Origin of the sequence: Psychrobacter sp. NPDC064578 (assembly GCF_044901245.1) — a bacterium.
Taxonomy (GTDB): domain Bacteria; phylum Pseudomonadota; class Gammaproteobacteria; order Pseudomonadales; family Moraxellaceae; genus Psychrobacter; species Psychrobacter cibarius_C.
In genome coordinates, this window is sequence record NZ_JBJDPI010000003.1 from 1 (window position 1) to 23,446 (window position 23,446).

Below are 23,446 nucleotides of genomic sequence, written 5' to 3' on the forward strand. Positions count from 1 at the left end.
GCGTTTTAACTACAGTGATCCAAAACGTCAATTACACCAGCTAAAACAATGGGTTAAACAGGAACTGAACTAGTTATCTAGGACAGCCCCTTTTTTATTCATTCATTTTTATTAACGAGATTACTTATGTTTACTGATAGCCATTGCCATCTTAATCGCTTAGATTTAACCAAGTATGATGGTAAATTGTCTGGCGCGATTGACGCGATGAAAACTGCTAATGTCACTCGCGCAATGGCGATTATGTGTGATTTTGCCGAATATGATGAGATTGCTCATATTGTCAGCACTTATGGTGATGAGGCGCTAAATCTTGGCATGAGTGTCGGTATTCATCCTTGTGAAGATATTAGTGTCTTGCAATCAGCGACAGTTGAGCGTTTGATCGAAACGGCTGATGCTGACTATGTATGGGCGATTGGGGAGACAGGATTAGATTATTACTGGTCAACGGAAAATAAAAAAGAGCAGCAAGCCAGTCTTGCTCGCCATATTCATGCCAGTCAAAGCCTGAAAAAGCCACTCGTCATTCATATGCGTGATGCCAAAGAAGATACGATTGATATACTAAAATCAGAAGGCGCTGAACATGGCATTATTCATTGCTTTACCGAAGATTGGGAGACGGCCAAGCGTGCACTTGACTTAGGGTTTTATATCTCATTTTCGGGCATTGTTAGCTTTAAGAGTGCTCAAATGATTAAAAATGCAGCAAAAAACATGCCTAGAGATAGACTGCTTATCGAAACCGATAGCCCTTATCTAGCACCGGTGCCCAAGCGTGGTAGACCGAATGAGCCTGCCTACGTACCGTATGTCGCCAGTTGTCTGGCAGAGATGTATGGCTGTAGTAGCAATGATGTTGGAGCATTAACTGCAAAAAACTTTGAGAATTTACTGGCACAGTATCACTAAAATGGTTATGCTATGACCACTCAGTCATTTATGATACAGTCCTATTGCTTTACGTTATTTGTATTTATGATGTGGAGCGTAAGCCTATGATTATCAATAACTATTTAGCAAACATAAGCATATCTCCTTTGGTGGTTTTCGAGCAGACTTTGTATGATGTTATACTCTTGTCGCCGATGCATTCATCCACACGATGGTCATATGCTTAATCTTGTCAGGTTTTAGGAGAGATTATGAGTCGTCAGCATCAGTTCAAGGCACGAGAAGAGAATATCTTAGCGATGGCAGAGCAATTGCTACTTGAGTCAGGCGATGGTGATATTACTTTAGACAGTTTGGCAGACCAGCTTGATCTGGCTAAAGGTACACTGTATAAGCATTTTTCCAGTAAAGATGAACTATATTTGCGTATTATTATCCGCTATGAAGAACAACTGTTTGAGATTAATCGTATTGATGATTGTCCATCAGCAGGCGTTGCTCGTATGATCTTTCAGCAGTTATTCAACCCACAAAAAGCTATGTTGCTCAATCAAATCGAAGAGCGTTTGGCGGCATCAGTGACGGGTCTTAATCGCTTGTTTGGTGAGCTATATGATATTCGCCGTCAGCGTATGAAACGCTTGATTGACATTATCAGTGCGTATTTACAAGAGCAGCACAGTAGTTTGAGCACGCGCGACTATTTGTCCTCGATTTGGGCGATGGGTCAGGGCGGTGCTGGACTATTAAATTCAAGCTTTTACCAGCGGTATTTGGGTCGCCGTGATACCCTACGTTATGCCTTCGTTCAGCAAATGCTTGAGTTGCCGAGCCATTATCCTGCGGCTGACGATGAGGTGATGGATGAAGATATGCAGGAGTTGGTCGAGCAAATCGATACTGAGTCAGAAGAGCACCGTAATACCAGTTATTAATATCCTTGTTTAACTTATGGTCTTTTAACCCAAATTTTTTAAATTCGTGTTGCTATATTCGTTATCGCAGCACGGTGTATCCATGCTAAAAATGGATACATGGTTATCAGCTTTAGCGCCCAATCATAGTTTTATTCTTCATACCACAACCTACTTATAGGTTTATAGGTGCAATATGCCGGTCACTGCCAAGACTCCGTCCAGCTCAGCGGTCACTTGCTATTCGCACTTAAGTCATCAATATTTGCAGTATAAAAACACAGATAGATATCGCTTACCTCTGGTTTATCAGTATAAATCCTTTCCAGTACAAAACATTCACGTTTCCCCTTATAAATCCTCAAGCCTTGCTCAGGCACAGCAGGGCTTTACCCTTGTCGAAATTGTAGTGGTGGTCGTTATTCTGTCTATCTTTGCTGGCATGATGAGCTTGTCGGTGGGTAGTAGTGAATCGCGTAAAAACCGTGCGTTTTATGAGCATTTAACGGATTCACTGAGCTATGTAAGGTTGTTGTCTGCTGAGCGTATGCAGCCGATGGGTTTGAGCTTGCAAGCAGATAAACAAGGTCAAGTAGCTCCTGTGATTGTTACTTTATCAAATCCTTATATTGCCTATCAAACCAATGATGCCCCGTCAAATAGCATGGACAGCACGCCTAAAAATTCGATGGAATTGTCTGCTGATCTGACAAGTATGTCGGGGGCGATGGGAAAGCAACAACCAGTGCCTAGCTGGGAGATTGAGCCAGAAGTCAGTTTGCCAGAGTTACCTGCTGGGGTTAGTTTAAGGGTGCAAAGCTTGGAGGCTGGCAATCTATCAATGCCTGAACAGGGGCAAACATTGCAGCCTTGGTTTGCCGATCAAGCAGTCCCACAGATATTATGGTTTGGTACAGGGCAAGCAACGCCCGTCACCATTGAGGTGCTGCACAATTCGCGTCTGGTGGGCGAGGTCATTACCATTATGCCTGATGGTAGTATGACGATCGGACAAGGACTGTAGCTGATGATAGATAAGGATGGCATTCTATCTGCTGATATAAACAAAAAGCCAATGCTATCAAAGCATGAAAGCGGCTTTACTCTGATTGAGGTAATGGTGGCGTTAGCGATTTTAGCAGTTGTTGCTGTGGCTGCTAGCCGTGCCAGTAGTGCCTATCTCAGCTCAGTGGATGTATTACGCACACGTACACTCGCACATTTTGTTGCACAGAATGCAGCCGCTGATTTGCGTATTCAAGAGACATGGCTGACGGCCAATCGCACACAAACAATCAATGCTCAAGGGCGTGATTGGCAAGTAGTGATGACGGTCAGTGATGCCATTACGCCTGCTTTAAAAGAGATAAATATCGCTGTCGCACCCATTATAGATGGACAGACGCGCACCGCCGTGACTGATATCAACGTAATATTGAGCAATGCGGAGCAAGACATTGGTAGTTTGGACTTAAGCAGTTTGGGCGCTGATATTGCAGGGCAGTCTGGAGGCAATCCGTGAGGTCGCAGCGTGGATTTACGCTACTTGAATTGATGGTTGCCATGGCAATATTCGCGATGCTGGCGGTGGCTGGCTGGCAGGTGTTTGATAGCGTCAACCGCGCCCGAGAACGTGCACAATTTCATGCTGATAACTTAGCTGTTTTGCAATATGCCTATTTGCAGCTACAGCAAGACATGGGTCAAATTATCCCTTATCAAATACCAAATACTCAAAATATCAGTGTGACAAATAACAGTACAAATGCCAGTGATAGCACAAACAATAGCGCCCAAGCCAATGAAACAGTGCCTGAGCCTTTTATGAGCTTGGATGGTGAGCATGTCAGCTTTGTTCGTTTTGCCGACCCCGATCCACGTTATCAAAGTAGCATGAGTGTCCAGCATATCGAATACATTTTTGCAGATGAGCGTTTAATTCGCCGCCAATATACCAGCATCGATGGTGGGCGCGATAGTATCAGCCTAGACAGTGTATTGCTAGAAGGCGTCACCGCAGGGCGTTGGCAAGCATATTTGCCTGAATTGAGCACCAAATTCCCTGATGCAGACAGCAGTAATAACGGCAATAGCAGTACAAATACAACCTCTGGGCAGACGGCCAATGCCGTAAGCGCCAAGCCGGCAGTGGTTTTATTGCCCAAAGGCATTGCTGTCAATTTTACTTATCAGGATATGCCCATCACTTGGCAGTGGGCGCTTGCTCCCCAACCAATGCCAATTAACAATACCAACAAAAGCAATAACAATGCTGCTAATAATGGCAATGGTAGCAATAACGATAGTAGTGATAACACTAATAATGACAACCCGAATAGCAATGTAAATAACAATGCAGGAAGTAATATTTAACATGTACCATTGGGTCAATAATAAAGGCGGCTTAAGTCAATGACAGCAAACTCTCAGCGCGGAGTAGCGCTGCTCACTATCTTACTATTGGTGGTCAGTATTACCGTGGTGGCGGGGGCGATGCTTGCCAGTCAAAAGATTGCTATTAGGCGTAGCGGCTTATTGTTTGATCAAAATCAGCTGTCACAAGATATCAATGCTGGTCAGCAATTGGCCATCACGATGATTCGTGCTGACGATAAGCTGAATGACACAGATAGCGAGCAAGATATTTGGGCGCAGCCATTACCGCCGTATCTTTTAGCCGATCATAGTATCAGTATCGAATTGCGCGATGAAGCCAGTCGTTTTAATATTAATAATTTATATCAGAATGGCGCGGTTGATAGTGCCGCTGTAGCCATATTTCAAAGACTGTTGACACAATTAAATCTAGAACCTGATATTGCCATTGCTGTTCTTGATTATCAAGATACAGATAGCGACGTTTACCAAGACGGTGGTGATGAGAGTGTGGTTTATTCTCAGCAATCAAGTGGCTCAGCGAGTAAGACTTTGCCCAATCAAGCATTGGTGAGTGTCGATCAATTACAAGAGATTCGAGGGGTAAATGCTGAAGTACTAGCGGCACTACGTCCTTATATTACGGCGGTTCCTTATTATGTGCCTATTAATGTCAATACTGCCAGTCCAGTTTTGCTGGCTGCACTGATAGATGGCGCAACCAGCCAGCAGATGCAGGGATTGGTCGATATGCGGGCAAAGCAGGCGTTAGCCTCTATCGATGATGTGTGGAAATTGCCGATGTTGAGCAGCTTAAATGATGATCAGCGAAAGGCGTTAAAACCACTGCTTGCAGTCGATAGCCAAGCCTTTATGGCGCTTATTACCGCAACGGATAGTGCAAGTCTTGGTCAACAAAGACAACGGTTTGCAACCGTATTGATTAGTAAAATTGCGACTGATGTTAGCGCGGCAGTAGGGAATAATGCGAATAGCAGCACGCCTAACAATAATAATGGAAATAATGAGAATGGCAATAATAAACAAGCCAAAGAAATTAAAGTGGTGACACAGCGTTTATGGGCATTTAGACCCAGTTTCTAACGTTGAGCCACCTAAAACGAGTCTCAATCAGTGCCGAGGTAGAATATTTGACGCCACCTAATCTCCTAAGTGCGTCTCTTCCGTAGATTTCCAGTTATAAGCACCATAAAACAACATCTGTGCTTGGCGAGTGCAATTATGGAGCATCAGCTGTTTATTTTCTTCAATCTCATTCAGATCGATTTCATCATCATGGTCTTCAGTATAAGTCAGCTCCAACCAATCGATAATCCAAGAAAAGAACATATTTACCCCAGCTTCAGCCAGTAGGCGACGGTCATAGGCATTGATATGAGTAAAAGCAGGCTGTAGCGCTAAATCATCAGCCAAGCTTTGAGCATGTTTTTTGACAAGTTCATTAATGGCTTTGCGTACAGCTTCTGAGCCACCGTAGCGCTCACTGACTAAAAATTGCCAGTAATAAGGCTGATCACTAACCATATACAAGAATAGCTGAATGCTCTTAGCAATTTGGCGATCAAAGCTACGTTTGCGACCAATTTGCAAGCTATCACTTAGGATCGCCAGCGTACCGCCTAGCTCTTCTACCACCAATGCTCGACCAAGCGATTCCATGTCATCAAAATGCCGATAAAATGCGGTCGGCACCACACCAACCTCACGTGTTACTTGTCGGAGGCTGATTGAGCTAAAAGACTGCCCTGTCATACATAAATCAAGGACGGCATTAAAAAAGGCGTGCCGAGTTTGAAGTTTCTTTTGTTCGCGACTGCTCATAATATTTCAAAATTGTCCAATAGAGGTTTATCATACTCATTTCAGCGTAAAAATACGACTGAAATACGCAACTTGTGTTAATTTACTAGACCTGCATGGGTCTTTTAAACCATCGTACCCCAATGGCCTTGTAACTCTTGTGCCAATCGATACGCCTCATGATCATTCATCCCAGTGATAAAGTCCAATATATTTAAGATATTATGATAGACATTATCTGATAATATCCGCCGATGCTCATCCAGATGTGGCTGTAACAACATTAGTAGGCGCTGCTGCTCAAAGGAGATGGGGGCAGCTTTTGCGTTTGTCCAAGCCAGTGGTATAAAGGCGTCTAATAATCGGTGCAAGCATTGATTGGCCATCAATTCCATACGTACTTTGCTTGGGTGATTGAATATTTTTTCGCGTGCCAATTGCTTGGCCTGCAAGATGCCATTTTGCACATTTGCCTCACAATGGGTAAATAAACTGCCTTGCAGTGTACCAGCCAGCAATGCATCACTGTTGGCGACAAAAGCATCGGTCACGGTATTGACCAAGCGCATCATGGCACGTGCTCGCAATGACGCTAAGCTCTGCCTCACAGACATGTGTACGGGCAGATTGATACTGCTAGGGCGCTCACCAATCAGCTCATAAAATATGGCGGCAACCTCACTATAGGTCAGCATATTGAGATTGATACCATCTTCTAAATCGATCAAGGCATAGCAAATATCGTCTGCCGCTTCTAGTAAATAAGCCAGCGGATGACGCGCGAAACCATCGTGCTGTGTTGAACGTGGTAAATGCAAACAGGCTGCCAACTCTTCTAATTCTGCTGACTCACTATAAAAGCAGCCAAATTTTTGTATATTTTGATGATGTTTGTCATTGACATCGTTGCTGTGAGAGGCAAGCCACGGATACTTCATAAAAGCGCCTAAGGTCGCACAAGTGAGACGCATACCACCTTTATCGGGATGGTGCTCATTACGCGCCAACAGTCGAAACCCTTGTGCATTACCTTCGTAGTCCAGCAAGTCCAAGCGCTCGTTGCTACTTAACTTTTGTAATATCGCTTGAGGGTCAGGCTGCCTAAACCAATCTCGAATGGCATACTCTCCCGCATGACCAAAAGGCGGATTGCCAATATCGTGAGCTAGGCAGGCGGCTTGTACAATGACACCGACATCGGCTGGCGATACGCCTGCTGGTAGACCGCTGGCCAATTTATCATGGAGCTTTTCTGCTGCCATCATTGCTAAAGAGCGTCCAATAGAGGAGACCTCAAGCGAATGAGTCAGACGTGTATGGATACCGAGCTGATTGGTCAACGGATGGACTTGGGTTTTTTGATTCAACTGCCGAAAGGAGTGCGAAAATACCAGTCTGTCGTAGTCTTTGTGAAACTGAGAGCGAGTGCTCTTATTAGCGTTGAACTTCTTGGCAGCACCAAGACGCTGCGAGTTGAGGAGATGAGACCATTGCGTAGTAGGAGACGGCAAAGAGGTTGGAGTAGTTAGCATATTGAAACATCCGAAACCAAGGGAGCCTCTAGCATAGCAAAATAGCGCCCTTGATACAGATATATAGTCAGAGAACTACATTAAGATTTTTGGCAGTTAAAAAGCACTTCTTCTTTTTCAATAGCGACATTGCTGTCCAATGTTTTATTGAGCAAGGTTGCTTTGTCACCATTTACTTGCCATATGATGCCATGGGTATTATCCAATCCGATATCACTGGTATAGATGTTTTTTTCAGTACTGGCGTCGCTATCAGAGGTAGCGGTCAAATCGTATTCGATACCATCGATGAGTAGGTGCACTGTCTGCAATGGAGCATCATCATGGTAGGACACGCCGATAGTAGCAGTAGGCTCACAAGAGAATGGTGTGCTGTTACTGGCATGTTCTGCATGGTCGTGGCCTGCGTGCGCGCTTTCTTCGTGGCTATGACTTTCATGATTATGTCCTTCATGACCTTTTTCTATAGCATCGTGCTCTTCATGAGCATGTTCAGCGTGATCGTCTACGGGCGTTACTTCTTCGGATACTACCGTATCACTTTCTGCATTAGGCTGACAGCCCAATAGAGAGCCTGTCATGATACTTCCTACCAGCGCAACACTGGCAAATCTAGAAAAAGAGAAATAGTCAGTCACAGTATAAGTCCTCAAATAGTAAAATAAAGATATGTTATAATATAACAATGTTAAGATAAAATAAAGCCGATGATGGAGAATTTCCAACATCGGCTTATTAACTATCAGTCAGGATGTACCGCTTAACGTTACACGTTAAATCTAAAGTGCATGATATCGCCATCTTGTACGATATAGGTTTTGCCTTCTAAGCGTGATTTGCCAGCGGCAGCTGCGCCTTTTTCACCGTTGTATTCGATAAAGTCATCATAAGCAATGACTTCGGCACGAATGAAACCGCGCTCAAAATCGGTATGAATCACGCCAGCTGCTTGCGGAGCCGTTGCGCCAACTGCAACCGTCCAAGCGCGCACTTCTTTAACACCAGCAGTAAAGTAAGTCTGCATATCTAGCAAATCATAACCACCGCGAATGACTTGATCAAGACCGGCCTCGAGCATATCCATCTCAGCTAGGAAGTCTTTTTTGTCGTCTTCATCAAGCTGAGCGATTTCAGATTCGATTTGGTTGCATAGAGCGATAACGATAGAATCTTCGCCAGTCGCATAGTTGCGTACCGCATCAAGGTAAGGATTGTTTTCAAAGCCATCTTCACTGACGTTAGCGATATACATGGTTGGTTTTAGGGTGATTAAACCATAACTTCTGATGAGCTTTTTCTCATCAGCATCTAGGTTCGCTGCGCGTGCCGCTTTACCTTCTGCTAATAAAGGCTCAACTTTTTTGAAGATATCAAGCAATGCTTGCGCGTCTTTGTCGCCACCTTTAGCCTTCTTGGTTTGATTGTGAATGGCACGCTCAACGGCCTCTAAATCTGCCAATGCCAATTCAGTATTAATGGTTTCGATATCATCGATTGGGCTGACGCGACCATCAACGTGGACGACGTTGTCATCATCAAAACAGCGCACGACATGAGCAATCGCATCAGTCTCACGAATGTTGGCTAAGAATTGGTTGCCCATGCCTTCGCCTTTCGAAGCACCAGCGACTAGACCTGCGATATCCACAAACTCCATCGTCGTTGGCAATACGCGCTCAGGCTTAACGATATCAGCCAGTTTCTTTAGGCGTGGGTCAGGTACTGGTACGATACCTGTGTTGGGATCTTTGGTACAAAATGGAAAGTTTTCAGCGGCGATACCCGCTTTGGTCAACGCATTAAACAAGGTGGATTTACCCACGTTTGGTAGGCCGACGATGCCGCAATTAAAACCCATAACATTCTCTCAATATAGTAATAAAATCAGTTGGTATAAAGATTGGTTAAATGATAAATCAAAATTGGGCACATTGTAGCAAATTTACCTGAATAGGGGTGAGGTTGTTGTGTTGTATACTGAGATTTTGCGTTTGGTCATGACTGGTAATTTTGCTGTTTTATCGATTATGGTAAGCTGTGCTATAAAACGATAGTTTGGCTTGTAGGCGTATGACAGGTAAGCGCCTACGACTCGTTACACTGTACGAGTAATCTTCATTATGAACACGAAAATTTCTCAGCCAAATCTGCAAAACACTATGTATAAATGCGCCGTATCGATAAAGGCCGCTAAAATAAAATGAAAGGCAAAATCCTATAATGACCAACACGATTTTTGATACGCGCCACTACAATTATCCGCAAAACTTCATCGAGATTAAGCCTAAGCTGGCACGACTTGAGCAGGCAATTAAAAAGCTAGAGGCAAATTTAATCGATGCTAATAATGCTGTAAATATTGAGCTGTTAACTGAAAGGCTGAATGGTGAATTAGGGTTAAAAATAGACTATGCCCGTGAGTTAAATCCTGACCAATTATTAGCAGCCACAACTATCGAAGGCAAGGTGCTAGTCATTGCTGGTGCAGGCTCTGGCAAGACTAAAACGCTCACGTACCGTACCAGTTATTTATTAGAGAACGGGGTCACGCCCAAAAGCATCTTGCTACTGACTTTTACGCGTAAAGCAGCGAATGAAATCAAAAGCCGCGCCAAAACCTTACTTGCGAATACCTTATTTGATAAACAGTCTGATGAAGACTTGGTAAAGGATAAGCTGCCAACTGATAAACGGCTCAACGATATCACCAGTGGTACTTTTCACTCATTCTGCAATATGCTGCTGCGTCAATATTCAGGTTTATTGGGCATCAATCCGCGATTTACGATTTTAGACACGGGCGATAGCGAAGATGCCATCGACTTAATTCACAAAGAAAAAAAGTATCCCGCGCAAAATAAGAGCCAAGCATTCCCGCGCAAAAAGACACTGCAAAATATTATTTCTAGCTCTCGGAATAGACGTATTCATATCCGTGATTTAATCGAAAGCAGTTATCCTGATATCGCCGTGCATATTCCTATTATCGAACAATTGGCAGTCGATTTTCATGAGTATAAGCGTGCCAATCATCTCTACGATTTTGACGATATTATCAGTCAGGTCGTGCGCCATTTGAAGACGAATGATACCTTTCGCCAAATGCTACAAAACCAATATCGCTACATCATGGTTGACGAGTACCAAGACACCAATATTCCGCAAAAGCAGCTTATCGATCTGATTTGCGCACCTGCGTCGGTCTCGCTGATGGTCGTTGGCGATGATAATCAAAGTATCTATGCGTTTCGCGGTGCTAATTATGAGAACATCTTGCTCTTCGGTGAGACCTATCCAGAAGCAAGCCTGATTAAACTTGAGCAAAACTATCGCAGTACGCCTGCTGTTTTAGATTATATCAATGCTTTGTCCGTGCAAATCACGCTAGGTTATCAAAAACAATTGTACTCTGGTGCATCGATAAGTGGGCATAAGCCAGTGTTTAGCCGCCTAAGTAATGAGACAAAAGAAGCCAAGTATATCGCCGATAAAATCATCGAGCTAAAGTCAGATCATGATTATGACGATTTTGCGGTACTGTGTCGCACATCCTTTCAATCTAACTATGTCCAGCTAGAGTTCATGGAGCGTCATATTCCATTCATTGTGGTGGGCGGTATCAAGTTCATTGAAAGGCGACATATCAAAGACGTTTTGGCATTCGTTAAAGTCCTCTACAACCCGAATGATACGATTGCTTGGCATCGCATTTTAACCTTATTCCAAGGCGTGGGAACAGTCACCGCGACGCGTTTGACCCAAGCCATTAATGCCGATAACAACTCCTTTGAGCCACTACTCACGCCAAATTTTGCTAAAAAAAGCGCACAGCTTGAGCCTTTATATAATATGCTGACTAAGGCAAATCAGGCTGAATCCGTCGAGACGGTTATTGAGCTGATTTTAGAGTTCTATATTCCTGTCCTAAAAACGATTGAGGAAAATTGGCGAGAGCGCAACGAGGACTTTCGTGTGCTCAAAAATTTGGCAATAGAACATAGTAGCCTTGATAACTTCTTAGAAAATTTGGCACTCGATCCGCCTAATGATTCGGTCGCAGCCATGGAGAAACCAGAAGATAATGACACAGATAAAGTGACGATTTCGACCATTCACAGTGCCAAAGGGCTGGAGTGGCCAGTGGTGTTTGTTAACTCATTGGTCGATGGTATCACACCGCATCATCGCTCTTTGGATGACTTTGAGGCGCTAGAAGAAGAACGAAAATTATTCTATGTTGCTTGTAGTCGCGCCAAGAGCAGACTGTATCTAACGGCACCTGATTACTTCGCCAGTTATTCAGGGTATTTTGACAAGCCGTCGCGGTTTATCGCTGAGTTGTCTGCTGATGAAGTGACGGTAGAAAATTCTAAACAAGTGAGAGAAGAGAGTGATGATCCAGTGTGGTGGTGATTTTTTTGTTTATCGATAAATAATGTAAAAATACAGGCATAAATAATGCACGTTTGTTGTTAGAATGGTATCGGCGACCGATTTTTTACACCAACCTTCGTACTACTCAGCATGGACTTTATCATTAATGAAAAATTTTATTGCCGACGTGAAGGCACTTTTTAAACAAAAATATGATGCCGACGCTCAAGGTAATAAAGCAAATAAGCCCGCCTTTATAGACTTGCCACCTGATATCAAGCCCGATAACCGGCATAGAGTAAGTCAGTCTAGTCAAAATGATGATACAGATGATTTCGCGTCATTTATCATCTCATCTGGTAAATCCAACAATGCTTCTAGTGCTTCAGCCAACAAGCAGTTAGGACGCTGGTTCAAAGAAAACGAATCCTTTAATATTAAAGGACGTTCTATTGAGCGCGGTTTTTATTATGTTGGTGGTCAGCTCACAATGCTAACGGGGTTCGGTACTGAGCCTTCGCTAGTCGATGACAGCTTACCTGCCAGCTCCCCAAACGTCATCCACAGTATCTCACGTATTTATCATGATGAGTCGCTTGGTTATTGGCCAAGTTATGAGCGTTTGTCCGCCAAATGCCGAGGCACTTATCTTGATTGGCTAGCCTCAAATCGCGCGTACCCAAGTACACCTATCGGTTATGTGTTCATTTATTTTGGCGGTTTTGAGCGCCGTATTATTGAACATATTAATGATGATGTTGTTTCTGATGCTGAGTTTATTGCTATCTATGAAGAAGTGGCTCGAATCAATCGCGTCTATGGCATCCAGTCTGCTTCATTCGACAGTTATTCAGCGCATTTTTTAGCATTTATGACCCTTATCCGTTCCTTGTTATTTGAAGATAAAGCACAAACGGAGCATTTACCGTCACCGCCTGTCACTAGCCAAAACCTAAACTTTAAGATGCATTTAGCAAAGACAGTAGCGTTGCAATTGCCTATTCCTGCGTCACTAGCGTGGGATTGGTTGGTATATTCCAATGAATACAACTTTAAAACCCCTGCCAAGCGCTGTGAAGATACATTCAAAGATTTATTTGAAATTCTTTATCATAGTGATTATCCAAACGGATTCGTAGTTCCTGCTAATAAGACTAGGCTCAAGCTTAGCTACACCGCTGCGAGTCGTTCTATCGTTAGCGTAGAGCTTACGCTTGATGACTTGCCGGACCCTAGCGTCCTGCGAGCGCCTGTCAAAAAATTTATAAGTATCGCTGAGCAATGTAATGATGCTTTAGATGCTTACAGTCGTTATTTGGGCAAGGAAGGGAGCTCGGCTGATGATATTGCCGCTATTATGTTACTGCCAAAACCCTTACTTCATAACAGTCGTCACCCTGTCATTGAAAAATTTAAGATATGGGCTGAGTCTGTTATAGAAAACAATGAAGGGCTGACAACGACTAAAGAGTTATGGGTATATTTGGATGAACCATTGCCACAGACAGCTAGCAAAGCGCTGAGTAAAAAGCAAAATGAGCTGATTATTGATTTGGTAGAGCTTGCTGGTTTTGGTGTTGCTCCAGACCAACGTTATCATCAGACGCGCTTGCAATCGGACGGTTATGCCGTGCTATTTGCTTGCGGTTATGATGCGCATTGTGAAGATTTTGAACCGAGCTCGTCGTTCTATCAGGTCAGCCTAGCTATGAGACTAGGGGCAATGGTAGCGACTATTAATGGTTATGTTGATAAAAGGGCAGTGGATACACTATTGACGCTGCTCAATCAAGACAGTCAACTGACCACTATTGAAAAAGAATCGCTGACTGCTTATTTGCTATGGCAGTTAAATACCCCAGCAAATATGGCAGGTCTAAAAGCGACATTGGCTGATCTTGACGCGCAATATATTGGCTTTATCAGCCGTTTTATCATTACTGTTGCTTTAGCGAATGGCAATATTGAACCCAGTCAAATCAAACAAATCGAAAAATTATATCAAGCTTTAGGTCTGGATAAAACGATGGTGACTAGTGATATTCATCAGCTAACGACGAATAAAAAAGTAAACATAGGCATAAAAAATGAGCCCGAAACCAAAGATAATAGCAGCAAAAGTAGCCGTTCATTTAGTTTTGATGCTGAACTGTTGGCGCTACATGAACGTGAGACCGCAGTGGCTAAAGCGATGCTAAGTAAGATTTTTGCTGTAGAAGATGAAGAAAGTGAAGATGATATAAAAGAGAGTGTACTATTAAAGATAAACAGTAAGACGGCGACTGAGCATCACAGTAACGCGCCTGTTAACAAGCATAGTTCAGGTAATGAGGCGGTCATAAACGGACTAGATCGTAGTCATAGCCAACTGTATCAAGAGCTTATTAGTGCCGAAGTATGGCAACGTGAAGCCGTCAACGAATTATGCGAATCGTTAAATCTAATGATAAATGGCGCTATCGAAACCATTAACGACTGGGCATACGATAAAGTTGATGCACCCGTATTAGAAGATGATGATGAAGTGGTCGTTGATTTTGAGATTGTAGAAGAGCTAAAAGCGTTGAATTCATAGCACATAAAAATTAGCACACTAAAAATAGTGGATTAAAAAGGAATAAAGATGAGTGGTAAAAAATTAGAGCCAAAGAACGCGACGCGATTATCCAGTCGCTCAAGGCTGGCGTTACACCCAAAGTTGGTATTCAGCATATCCAAGTGGGACGTATTAATGAGCTCAAAGCTTTGATAGATGATATTGAACGTGTGGCTGATGGCGGTTCTGCGTTTCGGCTGATTATTGGGGAATATGGGTCGGGCAAGACTTTCTTTTTGAGCGTGGTTCGCGCCATTGCACTTGAGCGTAAATTGGTCACGGTGAATGCGGATTTATCGCCTGACAGACGCATTCAAGCATCGTCAGGCCAAGCGAGGAATTTATATTCTGAGCTGATGCGTAACTTATCGACGCGCAATAAGCCTGATGGCAATGGGCTTGCTAGTGTGGTTGAGCGTTTTATTACCGAAGCACGCAAACAAGCGGACAGTAGCGGAGAGGCTATCAGTGACGTTATCCAGCAAAATTTAGCTGAATTGACTGAGTTGGTAGGTGGTTATGATTTTGCAAAAGTCATTGAAGCTTATTGGCAAGGGCACGAAGAAGGTAATGACGAGTTAAAAGCCAACGCTATTCGCTGGTTACGTGCAGAATACGCTACTAAGACTGATGCCAGACGCGACTTAGGTGTGCGCACTATTATTTCCGACTCATCCTTTTATGACTCTTTAAAAATCATGAGTTTATTCGTCCGTCAAGCTGGTTATCAAGGATTGCTCGTTAATTTGGACGAGATGGTCAATCTATACAAGCTTAACAGCACTCAAGCGCGCCAAGGTAACTATGAGCAAATATTGCGTATCTTAAATGATTGTTTGCAAGGTACAGCTGAGCATTTAGGGTTTTTATTAGGGGGTACGCCTGAGTTTTTACTCGATCCGCGCAAAGGCTTATACAGCTACGATGCTTTGCAAACTCGCTTAGCGGACAACAGCTTTGCCAAGCAGGCAGGGGTAATTGATTATTCTTCTCCAGCGTTACATTTGGCTAGCCTAACGCCAGAGGAGCTGTATATTTTGCTAAAAAACCTACGTCATGTTTATGCAGGCGGCGATGAGTCTGTATATCTAGTGCCTGATGAATCACTACAAGCTTTCTTGCAACACTGTAGCCAAACGATTGGCGATGCTTACTTCAGAACGCCACGTAATACCATCAAGGCATTTTTAGATATGCTAGCTGTCATCGACCAAAATCCTACTATCTCATGGATTCATCTGATTCAATCCGTAGCTATCGACCCTGAAACACCTTCAGATATGGACATCGATATGAGCGACCTTAGTGACATGGATGAAGATGATGGACTAGCAGACTTTAGCTTATAAGACGAATGCCTACTTTGAGAGATTTAATTTGAGAGACGCCCATACTGAGCTTGATAAGCGTATACAACGCTGGATATTTAACCAAGGCTGGCATGGACTCCGGGAAGTACAAGCCAAAGCCATTGCGCCCATTTTATCAGGGCAAACGGATGTGCTTATTAGTGCGGCAACCGCTGCGGGTAAAACAGAAGCTTTCTTTTTGCCTGCCTGTAGCGCTATCGCTCATCAAGACAAGGGCGTTGGTATTCTTTATATCAGTCCGTTAAAAGCTTTGATTAATGACCAGTATCGACGCTTGCAAAGTCTAGCAGAGCTGCTCGATATGCAAGTGACGCCTTGGCATGGTGACAGTGCGCTAGCTAAAAAGAAGCAACAGAAAAAGTCGCCATCGGGTATTATTTTGATTACCCCTGAATCGCTTGAGTCTCTACTAATACGAGATGCAGGCTGGGTGAAACAAGCTTTTGGCGAGCTCAAATATATTGTCATTGACGAGTTTCATGCCTTCTTGGGTAGCGAGCGTGGTCAGCATCTATTGTCACTTTTGACCCGTCTTGAGCATGTAGCTGGACGGCTAGACGCGCCTATTCCACGAGTGGCATTAAGTGCAACTTTGGGCGATATAGAAACTGTGCCTTTATCACTACGCCCCAATAATTCTTTACCTTGTGTCATTATTAAGGATACTGAATCGACTTCCAACGTCAAAGTTCAGCTAAAAGGTTATGTAGACCCTAACCAAGTAATGCACAAGCTTCAAAGCAATGGGTCTAAGAGCTATTATGATAATAATGACATTGATGAGAGCTATATAGCTATTGATTCGAAAAGCGAAAGTGCTCAGATTAGGGAATTTAAGAATGATAATTCTCTAATTCATAGTTATCAGCTTGCTCATGATGCTCAATCACAAATATGCACGGATTTATATCGCTTCTGCCGTGGCGGTAATCATCTTATATTCGCCAATAGCCGTAAGCGTACTGAACTCATAGCTGCATTGCTAAGTGACAAGTGTGAGCATAATATCGTTCCCAATGAGTTTTTCCCCCACCACGGCTCGTTAGCAAAAGAATTAAGAGAAGGTTTAGAGCAGCGTTTGCAAAAAGAGGATTTGCCGACTACCGCCGTCTGTACCATGACTTTAGAGCTAGGTATAGATATCGGTAAAGTCGATTCTGTCGTGCAGGTTACAGCACCGCATTCAGTATCAAGCTTACGGCAACGGCTTGGGCGCTCGGGTAGGCGCGGCGGTTCGTCAGTGCTGCGTATGCTTATCACCGAAAAACAGATCGATGTCGATACTAGCTTGGTGGATAGACTACGCTTACAGCTTGTTCAATCATTAGCAATGATAAGACTGCTTATCGCTAGCAGATGGTTTGAGCCTGCCGATACGTCACTCTATCACTTCTCAACGCTCCTTCATCAAGTGCTCGCGACTATCGGTCAATGGGGTGGTATCCGTGCCGACCAAATTTATACTTTGCTATGTAGACAAGGACCTTTTCAAAAGATAACGCCTACTCACTTTAAATCCTTATTATCACAAATGGGCGCGATGCAACTGATTACTCAGCTTGGCAATCAGCAATTGGTATTAGGGATAGTAGGCGAGCGTATCGTTGGTCATTATACTTTTTATGCGGTGTTTAAAACGCCAGAGGAATATCGTCTTGTGGCTGGTAGTAAAACACTAGGCACATTACCCGTCACTACTTTGCTGCTACTCGAACAATACATCATCTTTGCGGGTATACGCTGGCAAGTCAAAGATATCGATATGGATAAAAAGGTCATTTATGTGGTTGCTGTCCAAGGTGGCGGTCAGCCTCCAAAATTTGATGGCGGCGGAGATATGTCGATACACGACCGAGTCCGTCAAGAGATGTATGACATATTAACTAAAGGTGACTATCGTATTTCAGTCGGCGATAAAAAAGTCGATTTTGCTGATAAAACGGCGCGTGAATTGTTTACAGAAAGCATTGAGACTTTTGATAGGTGTCAATTGCGTCATCGGCCGATTATAGATCAAGACGGTAATACTTATATTTTTACATGGCGCGGAGACAAAGTCGTTCATACCCTAGCAGCTTTGCTTATGCAGCATGATTTCTCTACTGAGGTATATGCAGGAGTTATCTGTGTTCATAAAGTCAATTCGGTTCAGGTTATTAGATTTTTGAGAGATTTAGCCTCCAATAATATGCCGTCTGCGACTGAGCTTGCCGAAAACGTACCCAATAAACTGATTGAGAAATTTGATGAATATTTGCCTGAGGATTTATTAAATCTTGGTTATGGTGCAAAAAACTTTGATATTGATGGTCTCAGTGAATGGTTGCAGCTATTATTCGAAAAAGAAGTTAACTACAAATAAATTTTGGAAGCTACTCAACGCATCACCTTTTTGTAAAATATGTTTATTACCTCAATAGAGTTTCTGAATAACCAATTAGAATTACCTATATTCAGTTTAGAAAGAATAATTTAAAGGCAAAGTCTTCGCTAACTTTACCAATTATTCCCATCCAAAATACCTTTTCAAAAACCCCATAACCAAAAGTATTTAATAGCAAAAATATTTATGAGATTGGGGTTTAATATTCAGCTCAATGCGTTACTATTACCACCTTATTCCGTTAGACCCTCATATTAGATACTCTGTATTAACACCATAAGAAAAGGATAGGTTATGCGCTATGAAGTGATCGTTATCGGTGCAGGTATGGTTGGCACGTCAGTCGCGTGGCATTTGCAAAAAAATAATTCAAAAGTACTGATGTTAGACAAGAAGTTGCCAGGCTCAGAGACCTCGTATGGCAATGCAGGATTGATTCAGCGCGAAGCCATTCATACCCATCCTTTTCCTCGTCAACTGACTGAGATGATCCGAGTATTACCGAACCAAGGCACTGATATTCGCTATCGTATCCCAGCAATTTTGCGTTACCATCAAGCGCTGCTACAGTACTGGAAATACTCTACGCCCGCTTCGGTCAAAAAAATAGAATCAGAATGGCAGACACTGATCGCGCATTGTACCAGTGAGCATCAGACAATGATTTCAGCATCTGGTGCTGACGAACTAATCACTCGTGACGGCTGGTTGCAATTGCATCGCTCGGAAGAAACGTTTAAAGAAGCACAAGCATCAGCCATTGATGCGCGCAATCAAGGCGTTGAGCATAACGTACTAAACCTTGAAGCGCTAAAAGCCATGGAGCCTAGCGCTAATTTTGAAGGTTTCGTTGGTGCGATTCATTGGAAAAACTCTTGGCAAGTATCGAACCCAAGCTCGCTAGTAAAAGCCTATGCGAAAAATTTCCAAGAGATGGGCGGTACAATTAAAGAGAGCGATGTAAAAGAAATCGTGCAAGACGGTGAAGGTTGGAAAATCATTACTGATAATGACACTTATTATAGTGATAAGTTGGTCATCGCCGCAGGTCCATGGTCGAACGACTTGATCAGACCACTGGGTTACAATCTGCCATTGTTCCCAATGCGTGGTTATCATCAGCATTTCAAAGTGACAGAAAAAAATACCATCAATCACAGTATGTTCGATATGGACAAAGGCTTTGTGATGGGTCCAATGCAGCAAGGTATCCGTATCACGACCGGTGCTGAGATGACCACGATGGATGCACCAAAGAACTTTGGTCAATTAAAAACGGTTCTGAAGCTGGCAAGAAAAATATTACCATTAGAAGATGCGGTTGAGAGCGAAGCATGGGCAGGATCACGTCCTTGTATGCCTGATATGAAGCCAGTTATTGGTCCTGCAGACAAGCATGAAAAACTATGGTTTGCCTTTGGTCACAGTCATCAGGGTTTCACTTTAGGGCCTATGACAGGACGTCTCGTTGAAGAGATGATTCATGACAAGCCATTATTAGTAGATGTTGCGCCATTCAGTGCTCAACGTTTTTCTAATTAACAGCGCATTTGCCAGATTTAGCACAGACTTAAATTAATAAATTGAAGGTATATAACATGATAAAGAAGCTGCATAGCAATCAACGTATGAGCAAAACTGTAATCCATAATCAGACTATTTATTTATGTGGTCAGGTAGGTAATGCAGAAGACGATATCAAAGCGCAAACATTGACTTGTTTGGAAAAAATCCAAACGTTATTAGAAGAAGTGGGTAGTGACAAATCAAAGCTGCTGTCAATAACGGTTTGGATCAAAGATATGGCTGACTTTGCTGCTATGAATGAAGTCTATGACCAGTGGTTTGAAGGCATTCAGCCGCCAGCTCGTGCTTGTGGCGAGTCTGCATTGGCACGTCCTGAGCTGTTGGTTGAGATGATTGCCATCGCCGCTGAGTAATAGTCTGATCTTAGTAGTTGTATTAAATAAAAAAGGCCATGATAGCGATATCATGGCCTTTTTTTGTTTTCCTGTTTTCTCATAGATTGGTTGTGAGTATATTTTTATAAGCTATCAAAGTAGATTAAGTTATATTTATTCAACTTATGTTTTATAATATTATGTGTTTCTCACGTTACCTGTTATTATAAGCCAGCAACAGTTCTGAGACAGTTAATATATATTGAGAACTTGTAGAGTGCTTTAGCACTAATAGCAGCAATATTATGACTCTCTTTTTTAGCTAATTATAAGTTTGCCTTTTATTAAAGTTTTTGAGGAAATTCACGTGGAATTCATAGGTGTTATTTTACTTGTCATCGCAAGCATCATGTGCATCATGTGCATTATTTATAGCATTAAATTAATTATTATAGCCTTCCAAGAGTCGGTACTCTGGGGGCTGTTATATCTATTTCTTCCATTTGCCAATTTATACTTTATTATCACTCGCTGGGCAGAGTGCAGTTCACCATTTTTGAGATCACTCATAGCCGTTGCATTTATGATTGTGGGCGCTTCGATGGCTTCATAATAATAGCAACGTCATCTTTCTTTAGTCAGAGTATTTTCGTCAAACAGTTAGCATCCTTTCCATACGGCTTGGCGCTTCTCAATAAAAGCGTCAATACCTTCACTCACATCGTCTGCCATCATATTACAAGTCATCACTTCACTGGCATAGTCATAAGCATCTTCAACGCTCATATTCAATTGCTTATAAAACATATCTTTGCCAGTTCTTACCGCTACTGGAGATTTGGCGGTGATAGCTGTGATTAAAGACTGCAAAACTTGCTCTAATTGTCCCGCTGGTGCTACTCGATTAATCAATCCATATTGCAAGGCGGTATGTGCATCCATAAACTCACCAGTAATCAGCATCTCAAACGCTTGCTTACGAGGTAGATTGCGACTGACGGCTACAGCAGGTGTGGAGCAAAAAAGCCCAACGTTTATCCCTGAAGTGGCAAATTTGGCTTCATCAGCGGCAACGGCTAAATCACAGGCGGCAACCAGTTGGCACCCTGCTGCTGTCGCGATGCCTTGCACTTTTGCAATCACGACTTGTGGCATACGATTAATAGTGAGCATCATGTGACTGCATTGTTGGAATAGGGCGCGCTGAAAGGCTTCATCTGAATGTGCGCGCATCTCTTTTAGATTGTGACCGGCACAAAACGCTTTACCATTTGCTGCAATGACGACTACACGGATATTGTCATCTTCAGCGATACTGTCCAGTTCCGCTTGTAGTGCAGAGAGTAGCTCAACGGATAAGGCATTGAATTGCTTTGGTCGGTTTAAGGTGAGGGTGACCACGCCACTTTTTCTATCGTCTTTTCTAATAACGAGAAAGTCGTCCATGGCTAAGGCAACGTCAGAGTTTGTCATTTATCATCCTTGATAATGGGTTGTTTCGTTTGGTAGATGCTATGTATAGCTACCTAAATAGTAGCATGGCTTACCTCTTATATAATAGGTTGCTCATGTAGAAAGCAGACAAATAAAAATAGCGATCTCATATTCTGAGGTCGTTATTTGTTTATCAGTCAGATACAAGTCAAGGCTGTATTAAGCTGTATTTAGTATGCGCCTTCGCTATAAATAAGCTCGTAGCTGTGGCTGTATATCTCGACGATATTGCCAAACGGGTCTTCCATATAGATCATGCGGTAAGGTTTTTCACCAGGGTAATAATAGCGTGGTTTTTCCATACGCTTTTTACCGCCTGCTGCAACGATGCGCTCAGCCAACTCTTCAACATTTGGATCTTGAACGCAGAAGTGAAAGATACCGGTTTTCCAATATTCAAAGTTATTTTCAGGGTTTTCTTGATTTTTAAATTCAAAAATCTCAACACCGATACGGTCACCAGTAGATAGGTGAGCTATACGGAAGCTGCCCCAACCTGAACCGAATACTTCAGTACACATCTCACCAATCGGGCTATTATCTTCAACAATCTCTGTTGGCTCCATGATGGTGTACCAACCCATTACTTCAGTATAAAATTTTACGGCGGCTTCTAGGTCGGGAACTGAAAGGCCGATGTGCGAAAAACTCCTTGGATAAACGTTGTTCATAGTTTTTGCTCCTGTTAGTTGTACTCTTCTTTAACGTGAGGTCAGTATACAAACATACGATTATTATGTAAAATTATCAAATATTATATAAATAATTATGTATCGTAATGATAAATATCACATGGTTGCGCACTTTTTGTGCGCTTGCCGAGTTCGGGCACTTCACTCGTACGGCTGAACGCTTACACATGACCCAATCTGGCGTGAGTCAGCATATACGTAAGCTAGAAGATCAGTTGGACACAGACTTACTGATTCGTCAAGGAAAGCAGTTTTCACTGACCAATGCAGGTGAACAGCTCTATAAAGAAGCAGGGGAGATATTGCAGCGCTTATCAAATCTGGAGCAGCGCATCGGTGAAGATCCTCATTATGAAGGGTTGGTACGTTTGATGTCGCCTGGTAGTGTGGGACTCAAGCTATATCCGCAGCTTTTGACACTACAGCAGCAGCATTCAAAACTAGTGATTGATTATCGCTTTGCACCCAATGCTGATATAGAGCGGGCACTTGCCAATCATGAGATTGACATTGGTTTTATGACGGATGTCTCAGATGAGGAGACAGTCAGTTGTAAGTCTATGGCTCAAGAAGCGCTAATATTAGTGACACCTGCAACTACGGTAGAGCCGAGCTGGGAGTATCTCACCGAGCTTGGTTTTATTGATCATCCAGATGGTGCACACCATGCAGTTATGCTGCTAAGCGCTAATTATCCTGAATTCCAGCACATCAATGATTTTGAGAAAAAAGGCTTTTCTAATCAGATTGGTTTAATTTTAGAGCCAGTCAGTAGGGGTATAGGCTTTACGGTGCTACCTGCACATGCAGTGGCTGCTTATCCAAAGCCTGAGCTTATTAAGAGCCATCATCTGCCTGTTGCCGTTAGCGAGACGCTATATCTTGCAGTAAGACGACGGCATACACTCTCTAATAGAATGCATACTGTCATTGATGAAGTAACGAAATGGCTATAGCATTAATACATGAATAATTAGCCTTACATTTTGTTTGTAATACAGTTTGGCTAGCAACAGTATCTATATATGAACGTTAAACACGCCATAATTTATTTAGATATATTTTCGATTTATGCTACATCTATGGACTAATAATG

At 42.8% G+C, this 23,446-nt stretch carries 19 protein-coding genes; 13 read left to right on the forward strand and 6 right to left on the reverse strand.

Annotation, left to right across the window (positions count from 1 at the left end):
* Positions 1-126: 126 nt before the first annotated feature.
* The 6 genes from ACI2JM_RS03715 to gspK all read left to right on the forward strand — a co-directional run bounded on the left by ACI2JM_RS03715 (position 127) and on the right by gspK (position 5,291).
* Entirely contained in the window at positions 127-915 is a 789-nt protein-coding gene (locus tag ACI2JM_RS03715) for a TatD family hydrolase (protein ID WP_045446851.1), read from the forward strand.
* Positions 916-1,148: 233 nt separating this feature from the next.
* Positions 1,149-1,832 carry a TetR/AcrR family transcriptional regulator gene (locus tag ACI2JM_RS03720; protein WP_045446854.1) on the forward strand — a complete coding sequence of 228 codons (684 nt, stop codon included), beginning with the start codon at positions 1,149-1,151 and terminating at the stop codon, positions 1,830-1,832.
* Positions 1,833-2,007: 175 nt separating this feature from the next.
* Complete coding sequence (locus ACI2JM_RS03725) at positions 2,008-2,835, forward strand: prepilin-type N-terminal cleavage/methylation domain-containing protein (protein ID WP_404642217.1); 828 nt, start codon at positions 2,008-2,010, stop codon at positions 2,833-2,835.
* A 3-nt stretch (positions 2,836-2,838) separates the two neighbouring features.
* A complete protein-coding gene (gene gspI / locus ACI2JM_RS03730) occupies positions 2,839-3,333 on the forward strand; it encodes a type II secretion system minor pseudopilin GspI (RefSeq protein WP_404642219.1) in 495 nt (164 codons plus the stop codon).
* Positions 3,330-4,184: a type II secretion system minor pseudopilin GspJ gene (gene gspJ / locus ACI2JM_RS03735; RefSeq protein ID WP_404642221.1), complete on the forward strand. Its 855-nt coding sequence runs from the start codon at positions 3,330-3,332 to the stop codon at positions 4,182-4,184. Before gspI ends, gspJ begins: the two co-directional genes overlap by 4 nt.
* Before the next feature lie 39 nt (positions 4,185-4,223).
* Positions 4,224-5,291 (forward strand): type II secretion system minor pseudopilin GspK, encoded by a 1,068-nt coding sequence (gene gspK, locus ACI2JM_RS03740; RefSeq protein WP_404642223.1) that lies wholly within the window; start codon positions 4,224-4,226, stop codon positions 5,289-5,291.
* A gap of 57 nt (positions 5,292-5,348) precedes the next feature.
* Here gspK and ACI2JM_RS03745 read toward each other — a convergent pair whose 3' ends face one another.
* The 4 genes from ACI2JM_RS03745 to ychF form a co-directional block, all read right to left on the reverse strand.
* On the reverse strand, positions 5,349-6,029 hold the full coding sequence (locus ACI2JM_RS03745) for a TetR family transcriptional regulator (RefSeq protein WP_045446867.1): 681 nt from the start codon (positions 6,027-6,029) through the stop codon (positions 5,349-5,351).
* A gap of 104 nt (positions 6,030-6,133) precedes the next feature.
* On the reverse strand, positions 6,134-7,540 hold the full coding sequence (locus ACI2JM_RS03750; protein ID WP_404642225.1) for a deoxyguanosinetriphosphate triphosphohydrolase: 1,407 nt from the start codon (positions 7,538-7,540) through the stop codon (positions 6,134-6,136).
* Between the two features lie 80 nt (positions 7,541-7,620).
* The gene (locus ACI2JM_RS03755) at positions 7,621-8,178 is read right to left on the reverse strand and encodes a hypothetical protein (protein WP_404642227.1); all 558 of its coding nucleotides are present in this window, start codon (positions 8,176-8,178) and stop codon (positions 7,621-7,623) included.
* Between the two features lie 128 nt (positions 8,179-8,306).
* Positions 8,307-9,398: a redox-regulated ATPase YchF gene (ychF, locus tag ACI2JM_RS03760; protein WP_404642229.1), complete on the reverse strand. Its 1,092-nt coding sequence runs from the start codon at positions 9,396-9,398 to the stop codon at positions 8,307-8,309.
* 362 nt (positions 9,399-9,760) lie between these two features.
* Here ychF and ACI2JM_RS03765 point away from each other — a divergent pair, with 362 nt between their 5' ends.
* The 6 genes from ACI2JM_RS03765 to ACI2JM_RS03790 all read left to right on the forward strand — a co-directional run bounded on the left by ACI2JM_RS03765 (position 9,761) and on the right by ACI2JM_RS03790 (position 20,203).
* Positions 9,761-11,953, forward strand: a complete 2,193-nt coding sequence (locus ACI2JM_RS03765) for an ATP-dependent helicase (protein ID WP_404642231.1) — start codon at positions 9,761-9,763, stop codon at positions 11,951-11,953.
* Positions 11,954-12,080: 127 nt separating this feature from the next.
* Positions 12,081-14,489, forward strand: a complete 2,409-nt coding sequence (locus ACI2JM_RS03770) for a TerB N-terminal domain-containing protein (RefSeq protein WP_404642233.1) — start codon at positions 12,081-12,083, stop codon at positions 14,487-14,489.
* 89 nt (positions 14,490-14,578) lie between these two features.
* The gene (locus tag ACI2JM_RS03775) at positions 14,579-15,859 is read left to right on the forward strand and encodes an ATP-binding protein (RefSeq protein WP_404642633.1); all 1,281 of its coding nucleotides are present in this window, start codon (positions 14,579-14,581) and stop codon (positions 15,857-15,859) included.
* Positions 15,860-15,887: 28 nt separating this feature from the next.
* Positions 15,888-18,242, forward strand: a complete 2,355-nt coding sequence (locus ACI2JM_RS03780) for a DEAD/DEAH box helicase (RefSeq protein ID WP_404642235.1) — start codon at positions 15,888-15,890, stop codon at positions 18,240-18,242.
* 315 nt (positions 18,243-18,557) lie between these two features.
* Positions 18,558-19,805, forward strand: a complete 1,248-nt coding sequence (locus tag ACI2JM_RS03785) for an FAD-binding oxidoreductase (protein WP_055124261.1) — start codon at positions 18,558-18,560, stop codon at positions 19,803-19,805.
* Positions 19,806-19,864: 59 nt separating this feature from the next.
* Positions 19,865-20,203 (forward strand): RidA family protein, encoded by a 339-nt coding sequence (locus ACI2JM_RS03790; RefSeq protein WP_404642634.1) that lies wholly within the window; start codon positions 19,865-19,867, stop codon positions 20,201-20,203.
* Positions 20,204-20,824: 621 nt separating this feature from the next.
* Here ACI2JM_RS03790 and ACI2JM_RS03795 read toward each other — a convergent pair.
* Complete coding sequence (locus ACI2JM_RS03795) at positions 20,825-21,637, reverse strand: enoyl-CoA hydratase (protein WP_404642237.1); 813 nt, start codon at positions 21,635-21,637, stop codon at positions 20,825-20,827.
* Between the two features lie 191 nt (positions 21,638-21,828).
* Positions 21,829-22,329, reverse strand: a complete 501-nt coding sequence (locus tag ACI2JM_RS03800) for a lactoylglutathione lyase family protein (RefSeq protein ID WP_055124259.1) — start codon at positions 22,327-22,329, stop codon at positions 21,829-21,831.
* Between the two features lie 107 nt (positions 22,330-22,436).
* On the opposite strand from ACI2JM_RS03800, the gene ACI2JM_RS03805 reads away from it, so the two are divergent.
* On the forward strand, positions 22,437-23,306 hold the full coding sequence (locus tag ACI2JM_RS03805; RefSeq protein WP_404642240.1) for a LysR family transcriptional regulator: 870 nt from the start codon (positions 22,437-22,439) through the stop codon (positions 23,304-23,306).
* Positions 23,307-23,446 lie beyond the last annotated feature (140 nt).